This is a genomic window from Curtobacterium poinsettiae (genome assembly GCF_047226435.1).
Taxonomy (GTDB): domain Bacteria; phylum Actinomycetota; class Actinomycetes; order Actinomycetales; family Microbacteriaceae; genus Curtobacterium; species Curtobacterium poinsettiae.
Genome location: NZ_CP178434.1, coordinates 2,813,842 through 2,827,867 on the forward strand (window position 1 = coordinate 2,813,842; position 14,026 = coordinate 2,827,867).

Below are 14,026 nucleotides of genomic sequence, written 5' to 3' on the forward strand. Positions count from 1 at the left end.
GTGGTCGGCCTGCACCGTACAGTGCACCATGACCGAAACAGCGCCAGCGCACCAGTTGCTCCACCTCGGGGTGCTCGCCGACTCCCGGAAGGCCGACGAGCGCCGCCTGCCGATCCACCCGGCCCACCTCGAGCGCATCGATCCGGCCCTTCGCCGAGCGATGACGCTCGAGCGCGGGTACGGCGCTCGCTTCGGCGTGCCGGACGACCAGCTCGAACCACTCGTCGGCGCGATGGCCGACCGTGACGAGGTCATCGCGACCGCGGACGTCGTCCTCCTGCCCAAGCCCCTGCCGTCCGACCTGGCGGACCTGCGTGACGGTCAGGTGCTCTGGGGGTGGCCGCACTGCGTGCAGGACCGGGAACTCACGCAGCTCGCCGTCGACAAACGACTGACGCTGATCGCGTGGGAGGCGATGAACCACTGGCGTGACGACGGTGGCTTCGGCCTGCACGTGTTCCACAAGAACAACGAACTCGCCGGCTACTGCTCGGTGATCCACGCACTGCAGCTCTGCGGGTCGACGGGCGACTACGGGCGCCGGCTCACCGCGGTCGTCATCGGGTTCGGTGCCACGGCCCGCGGTGCGGTGACCGCCCTGAACGCACACGGCATCCACGACGTCCGCGTCCTGACCAACCGGGACATCGCGGCCGTCGGTTCACCCATCCCCTCCGTCGACATCCTGCACTTCGGGCAGACCGACGCACCGCCGTTCGACAGCGTGGTCAGCACCCCGGACGGGCCGGTCCCGCTCGCGCCGTACCTGGCCGAGAACGACATCGTCGTGAACTGCACGCTCCAGGACCCCAACGCGCCCCTGGTGTTCCTGCGCACCGAGGACCTGGCGGCCTTCCGTCCGGGGAGCCTCGTCGTCGACGTCTCCGTCGACGAGGGGATGGGGTTCAGCTGGGCGCACCCGACGTCCTTCGCACAACCGATGACCACCGTCGGCGGCACCACCAACTACTACGCGGTCGACCACAGCCCGTCGCTGCTCTGGAACTCGTCGACCTGGGAGATCAGCGAGGCGCTGCTGCCGTTCCTGCGGACCGTGATGTCGGGCGCCGACGCCTGGGCCGGGTCGGAGACGATCCGCCGGGCGATCGAGATCGGGGACGGACACATCCGCAACCCCGCGATCCTGGCGTTCCAGGGCCGCTCCGCCGAGTACCCGCACCACGCCGCGGGCTGACCCTCGCCGGGCTCTGGCCCTCGCCGGCCGGAACGGAGAAGGGCCCCGGTGGTGTCCACCGGGGCCCTTCTTCGTACTGTGCGCTCGAAGGGACTCGAACCCCCAACCTTCTGATCCGTAGTCAGATGCTCTATCCATTGAGCTACGAGCGCGTGGCCTTGCGGCCGTGGAAGACTCTACAACAGGTGCGGCCCGGGCGCCAATCGAGGCGCTCCGGCCCCCGTGCCCGGCGTGTCGCGAGCAGCCCCCGGCGGCCGCGCGGTCACCGTGCCGCGGGCTCCTCGTCGAACACCTCGGCCAGGAACACCCGGAGCGCCTGCCACGACCGGCGGTCGGCGCGCTCCTGGTACTGCGCACCGTGGTCCGGGGCGTCGGTGCCGGGCACCGCGAACGCGTGCATCGCGCCCGAGTACGTCACGACCTGCCAGTCGACGTCCGGCGCAGCGCGCATCTCGTCCTGCCACGCGTGCACGGCCTCGTCCGGCACCACGGGGTCGGCGCCCCCGGTGAGGACGAGCAGCTTCGCCCGGATGTCGGCGGCGTCCGAGGGGTCGTGCGCGATGAGCCCGCCGTGGAACGACACGGCACCGACCAGGTCGGCCCCGGTCCGTGCGAGTTCGAGTGCGGTCGAGCCGCCGAAGCAGTACCCCATGACGACGACGCGGGCGGGGTCGACGTCCGGGTCGGCGAGCAGTCGCTCGAGTCCGGCGGTGGCGCGGGCCCGCAGCAGCGGCAGGTCCTGGTAGAAACCGCCGGCGACCTGGGCCGCGGTGTCGTCCCCGGGGCGGACGCCCGCACCGTAGACGTCCGCGCCGAACGCGACGTAGCCCAGTCGGGCGAGCATGGTCACCCGGGCTTCGACGTGCTCGTTCACGCCGTGCCAGTCGTGCACGACGAGGACGGCCGGACGACGGCCCGCGATCGCGGCGTCCTTCGCGAGCACACCGAGCAGTTCGGTGCCCTCGTGGTCGTAGGAGACGTCGTCGACACGGATGTCGGCGCCGGCGGGTTCGGGAACGGTCTGCAGGACGTCGTCGGTGGTGTTCACGTCGCCCGACGCTACGCCGCCCGTCGGGCTCAGGCCTCGATGTTGTCCCAGCCGTCGGGGCCGACCGATCCCGCTGCGTACTCGTCGAGGGGCGCCTTGCCGGCCTTCCACGCGTCGAGGAACGGCCCGACGACCTTCCAGCCCTGCACGGCGCTGTCGCCGCGGACCGACAGCGTCGCGTCACCCTCGAGCACGCCGGCCAGCACCTCGCCGTAGGCACTCAGGCGCCCGGGGTTGAAGGTCACTTCGAGGCTCGTGTGGTCGATCGTGTACGGGTCGCCGGCGCCGTTGACGTTGAGCTCGAGCTGCATCTCGTCCGGGGCGATCCAGATACGCAGCCGGTCGGGCAGTTCGGTGCCGGTGAGTCCCTCGGGCACGTGCGGGGAGTCCTTGAACGTGATGACGATCTCGCGGCGCTGTGCGGCGAGCGCCTTGCCGGAGCGCAGGGTGAACGGGACGCCGGCCCAGCGCCAGTTCGCGATCTCCAGGGTGAGCTGGGCGAGGGTCTCGGTGCCGAGCGACGGGTCCACGCCGTCCTCGTCGACGTACGACGGCAGCTGGCGGTCGCCGACGGTGCCGGCGGTGTACCGGGCGCGCTTGCCCGCGGTGACGACGTCGCCACCCCAGGGCCGGACGGCCCGCAGCACGAGCTCCTTCTGGGTGCGCAGGTCGTCGGCCTTGATCGAGGCGGGGGCCTCCATCGCGACGACCGCCATCACCTGCAGCAGGTGGCTCTGGATCATGTCGGTGAGCGCGCCGGCCTTGTCGTAGTAGCGCGCACGACCCTCGAGCCCGAGGGTCTCGTCGTAGACGATGTCGACGCGCTCGACGTGCTGCGACGACAGCAGGGGCTCGATGATGCGGTTGGCGAAGCGCAGCCCGAGCAGGTTGAGCACGGTGGAGCGTCCGAGGAAGTGGTCGACCCGGTGGATCCGTTCCTCGGGGATGAACGAGTGCAGCAGGTCGTTGAGCTTCGAGGCGCTGTCGGCGTCGGTGCCGAACGGCTTCTCGAGCGCCAGCCGGGTGCGGGCGGGCAGGTCGAGGTGGGCGAGCTGCTCGCAGCTCTTCTCGGTGACGGCCGGCGGCAGCGCGAAGTAGATCGCCGGGTCGTGGTCGCACACTTCGAGCAGTGCCCGCAGGTCGTCCGGGTCGGTGACGTCGGCCTTCCGGTATGTGGAGGCGTCGACCACGGCCTGCAGTCGCTCCGGCAGCGCCGTGTCGCCGGAAGCGCCCTCGTCCTCCTCGTTCTTCGACGCCTGCGCGTTCTCGAAGGACTCGCGCACCTGCGCCTTCCAGTCGGCGTCGGACAGGTCCTCGACACCGGCCCCGACGAGCTGGACGTCCCAGTCGTCCTTCACCTGGAGCAGGGTCGCGAGGCCGGGCAGGAGCAGGCGCTTGGACAGGTCGCCGCTGGCTCCGAGGATGAGCAGGCTGGTCTGGAGGCTCGACATGCTGCAGACGGTACTCATCGGCCCCGGTGGATGACCGGGCCGCTACGGTGGTGTCATTCCGGCGCGAGGGAGCACCATGAGCAATGGGTACGAAGGGCGACGCCTCCGTGTCGCCGTGGTCGGGACGGGCATGATCGCCGGCGTCCACGCCCGGGCGGCCCGGGCCTCCGGTGCCGAGGTCCTGGGTGTCCTCGGGCGGAACGCCACCCGCTCCGAGCAGGTGGCGGCGCAGCTCGACCTGCCCCGTGGCTACGCCTCGCTCGACGAGGTCATCGCCGACGCCCCCGACGTCGTGCACATCTGCACCCCGAACGACCAGCACCACCCGCAGGCGCTCGCGGTGAGCGCGGCCGGCATCAACGTCGTGTGCGAGAAGCCCCTGGCGATCGACCCCGCCCAGGCCGCCGAGCTCGTCGCCGCCGCTGCCGACGCCGGTGTCGTGGCCACGGTGCCGTTCGTGTACCGCTACCACCCGATGGTCCGCGAGATCCGGGCGCGCATCGCCGACGGGGAGCTCGGCCGGCTGCTCGCGGTGCACGGCCACTACCTGCAGGACTGGATGCTCGACGAGGACGCCTCGAGCTGGCGGGTCGACCCGACCTCGAGCGGGCTGTCCCGCGCGTTCGCCGACATCGGCTCGCACTGGTGCGACCTGGTCGAGTTCGTCACGGGTGAGCGCTTCGCCTCGGTGTCCGCGGCGACCGACATCGTCTACCCCACCCGGCCTGCGGCGTCCGGTCCGTCGTTCTCCGGCTCCCCCGACCCGGACCCGGTGGCGGACGCGGCGGAGCGTGCCGAGGTCACCACCGAGGACACCGCCGTGGCGACCTTCCGCACCGCCACGGGCCGCATCGGCAACGTCGTGATCTCGCAGGTCGCGTCGGGCCGCAAGAACCGCCTGTGGTTCGAGGTCGACGGCACCCGCGGCAGCGCGGCGTTCGACCAGGAGCAGCCCGAGTCCGCGTGGTTCGGCAACGAGCGCGGCGCGCAGATCGTCGTGCGCGACCCCTCGCAGGGGTACCCGGACCAGCGCCGGCTGGCGATCGTGCCGGCCGGACACCCGCAGGGGTACCTCGACGCGTTCGCGGCCTTCGTCGCCGACACCTACACCGCGGCCCGCACCGGGGTGGCACCAGACGGACTGCCGACCTTCGCGGACGGCGCCCGCTCCGCCGACATCATCGAGGCCGTGATCGGCAGCGCGGCCGAGACGACCTGGCGGGAGATCCGCTGAAGCTCGACATCGTGGATGTGAACGTCGTGTGACGAGATGCGACGGGGTCTGGCGAGTCGCCTGTGCGTCTTCGTAGGTTCGACGGCGATGAACACTTCCCACACCACCGGATCCGCCGGTGCGACGACCCGACGGCGCCTCGGCGCCGGCGCGGCCCTCGCCACCGCCGGGGTCCTGGTCGCACTGTCCGTCCCGTCCGCAGCCGTCGCCGCCGAGGGCGACACGACGATCGACATCATCGACGTCAACGACTTCCACGGTCGCATCGAGTCCGAGGGCACCGCCGCCGACAAGGCCGCGGGCGCCGCGAAGCTCGCCGGCGTCGTGCAGTCGTACCGCGAGGCCAACCCGAACACGATCTTCGCCAGCGTCGGCGACAACGTCGGGGCCTCGACCTTCACGTCGCTCATCCAGCAGGACACCCCGACGATCGACGCCCTGAACGCCATGGACCTCGACGTCAGCGCGATCGGCAACCACGAGCTCGACAAGGGCCAGAGCGACCTGACCGGCCGCATCGAGGACCGCGCCGAGTGGCCCTACGTCTCGGCGAACATCGTCAAGGCCGGCACCACGGACCCCGCGTTCACGCCGTACTCAATCGTGGAGAAGGGCGGCGTGAAGATCGGCTTCATCGGCGCCACCACCGAGGACCTCATCCCCGGGCTCGTCAGCCCCGGCGGTGTCGAGGGCCTCGCGATGGCCCCGATCGTCAGCCAGGTCAACAAGTACGCCGAGCAGCTCACCGACGGCAAGGACGACAACGACGAGGCCGACGTGCTCGTCCTGCTCGTCCACGAGGGCGCACCGACGAACGTCCTCGCCGACGCCACCGGCTCTGGTGTGTTCGGCGAGATCACCTCGGGTGTCTCGTCGAAGGTCTCCGCCATCGTCTCAGCGCACACCCACGCGACGTACAACCACTCGATCGCGGGCCCCGACGGCACGAAGCGTCCGGTGATCCAGGCCGGGTCCTACGGCGTGGCCTTCGGGCACCTGCAGCTCACGGTGGACGCCGACAAGCAGCTCACCGGCATCACGAGCGAGGTCAAGTCGGTCAACGGCGAGACCCGTGTGCCGACCGACCCCACCTCGGTGAACGCGGTGGCCGACATCGTGACCGCCGCGAAGGCCGTCGCCGACGTCGAGGGCAGCAAGAAGCTCGGCACGATCACGGGTGACCTGCGTCGCGCCGTGCAGTCCGACCGCACGACCGAGAACCGCGGTGGCGAATCCGTCCTGGGCAACTACATCGCCGAGGTCCAGCGCAGCGCCACCGAGCGCAACGGCTCACAGGTCGCCTTCATGAACCCCGGCGGACTCCGCACCGACATGATCGCCGCGTCGAGCGGCGCCGGCGACCCGGACGGCACCGTCACCTACAAGGAAGCCGCGCTCGTCCAGCCGTTCGCGAACACCCTGGTCACCGAGGACATGACGGGCCAGCAGATCAAGAACGCCCTCGAGCAGCAGTGGCAGCCGGACGGTCTGCCGCGTCCGTTCCTGAAGCTCGGCGTCTCGGACGGCTTCGCGTACACCTACGACCCGTCGAAGGGCCGTGGCGACCGCATCACCGGGATGACCCTCGACGGCGAGCCGATCGCGCTGACCGACACCCTCAAGGTGACCGTCAACTCGTTCCTGTCGACCGGTGGTGACAACTTCGGCGCCTTCGCGACCGGCACGAACATCGCCGACTCGGGCCAGGTCGACCTGCAGGCCCAGGTGGACTACTTCCTCGCCAACCCGACGGTCACGCCCCCGACCGACCAGCGCGCCGTCGGGGTCACGGTCACGCCGACCCCGTCCGACGGGTTCCAGCCCGGCGACGAGATCGAGCTCGACCTGTCGTCGCTCGTGTTCAGCAGCGAGGACCCCGCGAAGGCCGGCACCGTCTCGGTCAGCGCGGACGGCAAGGAGCTCGCGTCGGCCGCCATCGACCCGACGATCATCGACACGAACGACGAGCAGGGTCGCGCGACCCTGACCGTCACGGTCCCCGACATCGAGGCGCCGGCTGCACGCGCTGCCGCCCGCACCGCCGGGTCCGTTTCGCTCGCCGCCGTGGCGGAGCCGGTCGCCACGACCGACGCACCGCTCGTGGTCTCCCTGCCGGGTGATCAGACCGTCACCCTCGCCGTGACGATCCCGGTCGCCGCGGCGGTCGACCCCACCGATCCGACGGACCCGACCGACCCCACGAACCCGACGGACCCGGCTGACCCGACCCCGGGCACCGGTGGCGGGGTCACCCCCGGCCCCGGCGCGGGAACCGGTGACGACGCCGGCATCGGCGGCGTCGGCGGGACCGACGACGACCCGCGCGCCGGTGGCGACCTCGCCTACACGGGTGCGGACCTGACCGCTCCGGCGATCGCGGCCGGCCTGCTCCTGCTCGCCGGGACCACAGCACTCGTGGTCCTCCGCCGCAACCGTGCACGACGTGCTGCGATGGTCCTGACGGACTGACCCCGCGCCTCCCGAGCGCACACCGCAACGGGCCGTCTCACCATGGTGAGGCGGCCGGTTCGCGTCGGTCAGGAGGCCCGGGGCGCGTCCGGCGCACGCGTCGCGCGAGCCGGCCGCCACGGTTGCTGTCCCATCCCGGTCGAACACTGCGGATCCGCGGATCCACGCGGTACTCTCGGGGTTGTCGCACCGCGACGCGTCGTGCCGGGTCGCTTTCAGCAAGTCGGCGGTGGTTCCGTTCGACAAGACTCCGCGACGCGGGCGTCCTCCGCCTCCAGGGAAACGGCGGAGGACGCCCATCTCTTCTGCGTCGGTGGGTCGTGTCGGCGACTCAGCTCAGCGGAACAGCTGCTCGGCGATGTACGACCCCTTGCGCGGTGCCGGCGGCACGGCGAACACCGCGGAGCCGATGTGCGAGACGTACTCGTTCAGCCGGTCCGAGGCGCCGAGCTTCCGCTGCAACCGCGTGAAGTGGTCCGGGTCGTTCACGTAGGCGATGAACAGCAGCCCGGCGTCGAGCTGGCCGTACTCGTTGAGCCCGTCGGTGTAGTTGTACGGCCGGCGCAGGATCTTCACGCCGCCGTTCGCCTCGTGTGCGGCGAGGGCGATGTGCGACGTCGCGTCGATCTTCGTCGCACCGTCGTCGTCCTTCGCGTGGAAGTCCGGGGTGGTGTGTTCCTGTCCGCCGGAGAGCGGTGCCCCCTGGATCTTCGTCCGCCCGAACACCCGCTGCTGGTCGCTGACGACGTCGGCGTCCCAGGTCTCGATGTTCATCCGGATCTTCCGCACCACCTGGTAGCTGCCCCCGGCCATCCACCCGGCGTCGCGGTCGAGCCAGACGAACCGGTCGTGGTCGGCGTCGGTCGTGATGTTCCGGGTGCCGTCCTTGAACCCCATCAGGTTGCGGGGCGTGCTCTGGTCCGGCCCGGCCGATGCCCGACCGAAGCCGAGCACGGTCCAGCGGACGGTCGCGGTGCCGCGGGCCATCCGCGCCAGGTCGCGCACCGCGTGGTACGCCACCTGGGGGTCGTCCGCGCAGGCCTGCAGCGACAGGTCGCCGCCGGTCAGGCCCCGCTGCAGGTTGTCGCTCGGCAGCGTCGGGATGTCGGCGAGCGACGCCGGACGCCGGTCGGCCAGCCCGAAGCGCTCGTCGAAGACGCCCGGGCCGAGCCCCACCGTGACGGTCAGGGACGCCGGACCGAGGTCGAGCGCCTCGCCCGTGTCGGCACCGACCCCGTTGCCGTGGGCAGGTTCGACGCTGCCGACGGTCTTGCCGGCCTGCAGCTGGGCGATCGCGGCCGACCAGCGGGCCAGGAGCACCTGCAGCTCGGTCGTCACGGTGGTCGACAGGTCGAACGTCATGTAGACGCAGTGCCGCTGCGGGGTGGTGCGGATCCCGCCCTGTGGCTGCCGTGCCGCGGTGGCGTAGAACGGGTGGCTCGTGGACAGGTCGATTGACTCGTCGCCGTTCGTCGCCGCCGTGAACGGGTTCACCCCGGTCGCCGCGGTGGCGCCGCCGATGCCCGCGGCCGCGCCGACCCCGGCACCGGCCACGGCCAGGCCGGCGCCGAACAGTCCGCGGCGCGAGACGTTCGCCCGGGGTGCCTCGTCCGCCCGGGGTCCCTCGTCCGCCCGGGGCGCCTCGTCCGCCCGGGGTCCCCCATCCGGCTCGGTCACGCGGTCGCGACCTTCTCGGCCAGGCGGGACAGCGGGTCCTGCAGCGCCTGGATCTGCTGCGAGATCGTGTTCGCGTCGGACTTCTTGGTGGCGGCGTCCCAGCTGGCGAAGCCGCCCAGGTCGTCGGCGTCGCGGTAGCCGTCCATCAGCGTGTTCGTGGCGTCGAACTGCTTCGCGATCTGCTTCGTCAAGGTCGGGTCGAGCTTGGTCAGCCCCGGCTTGAGGTACGCGAAGGCCTGGCGGGCACCCTCGACGTTGGCGGCGAGGTCGACCAGGTCGATGTGGCTGTAGGCCTCTTCCTCGCCGGTGATCTTGTTCGACTGCACCTCTTCGAGCAGCCCGGCGGCGCCGTTGGCCAGGTCCTCCGGCTTGTAGTCGAGCGTCGGCACGAGCTTCGCGAGCAGCTGGACGTCCTCGGTCAGGTCCGCGGCGGTCTGCTTCGTCGACGCGGTGATCTTCCCCGCCTGGAACAGGTCCTTCTCGACGGCGTGGAACCCGCTCCAGCCGACGGCCGGGTCGAGGTTCGAGGCGCGCATGTCGATCAGGTAGTCGAGGTTGCCCGCGTTGTCGGTGGCCTTGAAGCCCTTCTTGACGAAGCCGTCGACGTCGCTCTCGACGTGCTCGTAGAACGGACGGGCGTTCGCGTAGTCGGTCTTCGCCGCGTCGAGGTCGCCGGCGTCGATGTGCTTCTGCAGCTGCTCGACCGCGGCGACCATGTCGGTCACCTGGCCGTCGACGTAGGTCGCGTAGCCCTTCGTCCCGTCACGGAGCAGCGTCGAGGCGCTGCTGTTCGCAGTGGATGCGGCCTTGCCGGTGACGGTGAAGTCCGTCAGCTCGGTCTCGGCACCGGGGCAGTACACCTGGTACTTCCCGCCGGTCAGCGTGGCGGTGAACCGGACGGCGTCGAGGCCGGGTGCCAGGTTCTCCTTCTCGCCGAGGATCCGCTGGTCCTGCAGCAGCTCGACCTCGGTGATCGCGGTCGACGACTCGTTCTTCACCGTGAAGGTGACGGGGCCCGCGGGGACCTTCGTCGCGGACACCGCGCAGGCGTCCTGCCCGTCGTTGGTGAGCGTGACGGTGACGCGGGAGACCTTCGCGTCGGTGCCGGAGCCGCCGGTCTCGGCGGACCCGCCGGAGCATCCGGAGAGTGCGAGGGCGGTGACGACGCCGAGGGCGCCCAGGGTGATCAGGGGTCGGACGGGCTTACCGAAGGACATGGTCGGTGCTCCTTGCAGGGTCCGCGGCCGGAGGGCCACGAGCGGGGACGGGTTCGGGGGTGCGGGTCGTGGGGAGCCGCCGACGACGGCGGTCACGCAGCGCCAGCAGCGCCTGTGCGGCGGCCGCGGTGCCGAGGGCGATCGGCAGCCAGGCCTTCCAGAGCAGCAGGTCGGCGGACCGGGCGTCGGCCGCGGCCACCGAGGCGGCCGACCGCTCGACGCGGGCGTCGGGGACGGACCAGACGGTGCGGTCCAGGGTCGTGGTGCGTGCGGACGGGAGGCCCCCACCGCTCAGCGTCAGCACGTCGCGTTCGTCGCGGGTGGCGTCCAGGACCCCACCCCGGACCGTCCACAGGGTCACGGTGTCGCGGACGGCCCAGCGGGCCGCGAACGGGCCGGGGTTCGTCGACGGGGAGACCCCGACGGGCAGTCGGCCGAACAGTGTGACGAGGTCGTCGAGGGTCAGCCTCGACGGACGGTCAGCACCACTCCCCTGCGCACCGGTTCCGTCCTGCACGACGCGCCACCGGTCGGCGGCCACGCCCGCGCGGGTGACGCGGCGGTGGGCCGACGTCGGCAGGGCGAGTCGGGCCTCCTGGCCGGTTCCGGTGCCGGCCACACGGAGGACGCCGGACGCACCGTCGACGCTGGCCGAGACGGAGCTGGCGTCGCCGCTGACCGCGGTGGTGCGGGGCAGGTCGACACCGCCGGTCGGCACGGCGATCGCGAGCGCCGCTGCCGCCACGGCGAGGGTGCCGGCGACGACGGCGCGCACCCGGGGCACACGGTCCGGCGACGGACGCCAGGCGCGCGGCCACAGGGTCAGGGCCAGTACCGGGACGACGTAGAGGACCCAGCCGAGCACCTCGATGACCCGTGGGTCCGGCGGGATGCCGAGCACGCCGGTGACCAGGGCGCCCTGCACGGAACCGTTCGGGGCGAGCCACGACAGGTCGACGGTGCGCTGCTGGCCGATGACGATCCAGCCGGCCTCGTGCGCGCGGCGGAGGACGGTCAGCACCAGGCCGCCGGCGACGAAGACCAGGAAGACCCCGGTGCCGGTGAAGAACCGCGACAGGTTGAGGCGGACGCCACCGGTGTAGATGCCGAAGCCGACGACGACCGCGGCGGCGATGCCGATCACGGCGCCGAGCGCGGCGAGGCCGGTGTCCGACGACGCCTGGAACGTGGCGAGGAGGAACACCGAGGTCTCGAAGCCCTCCTTCAGGACGGCGAGGAACGCCATGCCGGCGAGCGCCCAGGCGGTGCCGCGGCCGAGCGCGGCGGTCGCACTCGCTTCGAGGTCGGCGGTCAGGGTGCGCGCGTGCGTGCGCATCCAGACGATCATGCCCGTGACGAAGACGACGGCGACGATGCCGATGACCGCCTCCATGCCCTCCTGCTGCGCCTGCGGCAGCGCCTGCTCGACGGCCTGCAGCCCGAAGCCGACGGCGATGCTGAGCAGCACCGCGAGCCCGACGCCCGACCACATCGGGGCGAGCGGGACGCGGTTGCGACGCAGGAACGCGGCGATGATGCCGACGATGAGCGTGGCTTCGAGGCCTTCACGGAGACCGATGACGAGAGTGGCGAGCATGACGAAGGTGAGGCTAACCTAACCGCGGATCGGCCCGCCAGTCGTGCGACGTGATGTTTGATGGTTCTCATGAACCTGCTGTCCGTCGACGGCCTGGCGTCGGTCACGAACGTGCTCGACCTCGCCGGGGTCTTCGCGTCCGCCCTGCTCGGCGGCTCCATCGCCCGCGCGATGGACTTCGACCTGTTCGGGTTCCTGGTCGTCGGGTTCGTCTCCGGACTCGGTGGCGGGATGCTCCGCGACACCCTGCTGCAGAACGGGCCGCCCGTCGCACTGGTCGACCCGCTGTACGTGCCGGTCGCCGTCGCCGGGGCGCTCATCGCGTTCCTCGTGTCGTTCTCCGAGATCACCTGGGACCGCCTGTTCACCGTGCTCGACGCCGCCGTGATCGGGTTCTGGGCGGTCGTCGGCGTGCAGCGGACCTACGACGCCGGCCTCGACTGGCCCGCCGCGATCATCATGGGGACCATCACGGCGGTCGGTGGCGGGGCCATGCGCGACCTGTTGCTGCGACGGGTGCCGGCGGTCTTCGGCGGGAACGCGCTGTACGCCACCGTGGCCGTCGCCGCGTCGGCCACGATGGTGATCGCCTCGGCCCTCGGGTCACCCTCAATCGGCATCCTGCTCGCGATCACCCTGTCGCTCGGGCTCCGCTGGGGCGCGGTCCGCCGCGGCTGGGGACTGCCGAACGGTCGTGATTGGCAGCCGAAGTCGACTCTCGGTTCGCTGCTGCGGCGCGGTCGGAGCCTGCGACCGGACGCGCTCCGACTGCTCCGTCGACCGGGGCGTCGGACCGGTGCCGGCAGCGTCCGGGAAGAGCATGAGGACTGAGGGGCTGTCATCCGCGGCTCCGCGACGGTACGATCAGTACCGCCGGGTATCGTCCTGGTGGTTCTGCCGGTGCGATCCCGGTGAACGCTGTCCGCACAGCACCGACGCGACCCGAACGCGGCGGTTCCGAGCAGACGTGGGGATGGGGGCTTCGCTGATGCCGCGCGGGATCAGACGCGCGGCGCGGCAGGTCTCCTCCACGATGTTCTCCCCGACGACCACCAGCACAGGTCGGAGCACCAACCGATGAGCGACGACGCTTCCCCCGCCCAGCGCATCCCGCGCGCTGAGGTCCGAGAGCGCCTGCTCGCCGCCGGTGCGGCCGTCTTCGCCGAACAGGGGGTCCACGGCGCCCGGCTCGACGAGGTCGCTGCGCGCGCCGGGTTCAGCAAGGGTGCGGTCTACTCGAACTTCTCGTCGAAGGAAGACCTGCTCGGACAGGTCATGCAGCGGTCCACCAACGTGGTGCTCGGCTCCCTGCGGCAACTCGTGCACGCTGACATCGACTCCGTCGACGTCGGGAACGTCCTGCGCGTCGCGTTCGGTCAGAACGACCAAAGCGAACAGTTCGCGCTCCTGTCGACGTTCCGCGGGTACGCCGTCCGGCACCCGGAGTTCCTGCCCGAGTTCATCCGGCAGCGCCGGGTGCTGCAGGACGGCGTGCTCGAACTGGTGCGGCTGTGGCTCGGTGGCCACCCCGAGGTCGACGTGGGCATGACGCCGGAGGAGCTCGCAAACGTGCTCATCGCGGCGAACGTCGGCCTGGTGTTCGACGCGCCGGCGCTGCCGGGGGTCAACCCGGGCGAGCTGGTCGCGACCCTGCTCGAGGCGGTCATCCGCCGGCGTTGACGCTGCCGCGGCCCGCGGGCGGGCCTGGCGGCCGGGCGCGGCGGTCGGGCGCGGCGGTCGGGGCTTCGCACCGTGCGAGGTTCGCAACCCCGTGCCCATTCAACCGCCCCGTGCACGCCCACAGCCCCGCACCGAGCCACCAACCACGCACCACCCGACCAACCCCGCACCGTGCAACATCCGCCGAGCCGTCGCCCAACGGAGCCCGCACCGTGCGAGGTTCGCGACCCCGTACCCCCTCAACCGCCCCGTGCACGCCTACAGCCCCGCACCGAGCCACGAACCACGCACCACCCGACCAACCCCGCACCGTGCAACATCCGCCGGGCCATCGCCCAACGGAGCCCGCACCGTGCGAGGTTCGCGACCCCGTGCCCGCTCGACCGCCCCGTGCACGCCTACAGCCCCGCACCGAGCCACCAACCACGCACCACCCGACGAACCCCGCAGCGCCCGAC

Annotated in this window: 10 protein-coding genes and 1 tRNA gene; 5 read left to right on the top strand and 6 right to left on the bottom strand. The window is 71.6% G+C overall.

The features are described from left to right. Positions 1-28 precede the first annotated feature (28 nt). Entirely contained in the window at positions 29-1,195 is a 1,167-nt protein-coding gene (locus tag ACL00U_RS13220) for a N(5)-(carboxyethyl)ornithine synthase (protein WP_412873484.1), read from the top strand. Between the two features lie 79 nt (positions 1,196-1,274). Here the strand turns inward: ACL00U_RS13220 and ACL00U_RS13225 are convergent. From ACL00U_RS13225 to ACL00U_RS13235, 3 genes are all read right to left on the bottom strand, one after another. Further along, positions 1,275-1,347, bottom strand: a tRNA-Arg gene (locus ACL00U_RS13225). Between the two features lie 110 nt (positions 1,348-1,457). Continuing rightward, a complete protein-coding gene (locus ACL00U_RS13230; RefSeq protein ID WP_042540609.1) occupies positions 1,458-2,243 on the bottom strand; it encodes a dienelactone hydrolase family protein in 786 nt (261 codons plus the stop codon). Between the two features lie 29 nt (positions 2,244-2,272). Then, on the bottom strand, positions 2,273-3,694 hold the full coding sequence (locus tag ACL00U_RS13235) for a glucose-6-phosphate dehydrogenase (protein WP_017888348.1): 1,422 nt from the start codon (positions 3,692-3,694) through the stop codon (positions 2,273-2,275). A 76-nt stretch (positions 3,695-3,770) separates the two neighbouring features. On the opposite strand from ACL00U_RS13235, the gene ACL00U_RS13240 reads away from it, so the two are divergent. Both ACL00U_RS13240 and ACL00U_RS13245 read left to right on the top strand, forming a co-directional pair. Next, positions 3,771-4,928 (top strand): Gfo/Idh/MocA family protein, encoded by a 1,158-nt coding sequence (locus ACL00U_RS13240; RefSeq protein ID WP_412873485.1) that lies wholly within the window; start codon positions 3,771-3,773, stop codon positions 4,926-4,928. Positions 4,929-5,015: 87 nt separating this feature from the next. Beyond that, the gene (locus ACL00U_RS13245) at positions 5,016-7,397 is read left to right on the top strand and encodes a bifunctional metallophosphatase/5'-nucleotidase (RefSeq protein ID WP_140448852.1); all 2,382 of its coding nucleotides are present in this window, start codon (positions 5,016-5,018) and stop codon (positions 7,395-7,397) included. Positions 7,398-7,733: 336 nt separating this feature from the next. Here ACL00U_RS13245 and ACL00U_RS13250 read toward each other — a convergent pair whose 3' ends face one another. The 3 genes from ACL00U_RS13250 to efeU are packed head-to-tail and all read right to left on the bottom strand — an operon-like array spanning position 7,734 to position 11,888. Continuing rightward, positions 7,734-9,074 carry a Dyp-type peroxidase gene (locus ACL00U_RS13250; RefSeq protein ID WP_412873486.1) on the bottom strand — a complete coding sequence of 447 codons (1,341 nt, stop codon included), beginning with the start codon at positions 9,072-9,074 and terminating at the stop codon, positions 7,734-7,736. Next, on the bottom strand, positions 9,071-10,291 hold the full coding sequence (efeO, locus tag ACL00U_RS13255; protein ID WP_042540603.1) for an iron uptake system protein EfeO: 1,221 nt from the start codon (positions 10,289-10,291) through the stop codon (positions 9,071-9,073). The genes ACL00U_RS13250 and efeO overlap by 4 nt, the downstream gene beginning before the upstream one ends. Continuing rightward, positions 10,278-11,888, bottom strand: a complete 1,611-nt coding sequence (efeU, locus tag ACL00U_RS13260) for an iron uptake transporter permease EfeU (RefSeq protein WP_017888343.1) — start codon at positions 11,886-11,888, stop codon at positions 10,278-10,280. The genes efeO and efeU overlap by 14 nt, the downstream gene beginning before the upstream one ends. Positions 11,889-11,957: 69 nt before the next feature. On the opposite strand from efeU, the gene ACL00U_RS13265 reads away from it, so the two are divergent. Then, entirely contained in the window at positions 11,958-12,719 is a 762-nt protein-coding gene (locus ACL00U_RS13265) for a trimeric intracellular cation channel family protein (protein WP_056070282.1), read from the top strand. Positions 12,720-12,965: 246 nt separating this feature from the next. Beyond that, positions 12,966-13,568 carry a TetR/AcrR family transcriptional regulator gene (locus ACL00U_RS13270; RefSeq protein ID WP_017888341.1) on the top strand — a complete coding sequence of 201 codons (603 nt, stop codon included), beginning with the start codon at positions 12,966-12,968 and terminating at the stop codon, positions 13,566-13,568. Positions 13,569-14,026 lie beyond the last annotated feature (458 nt).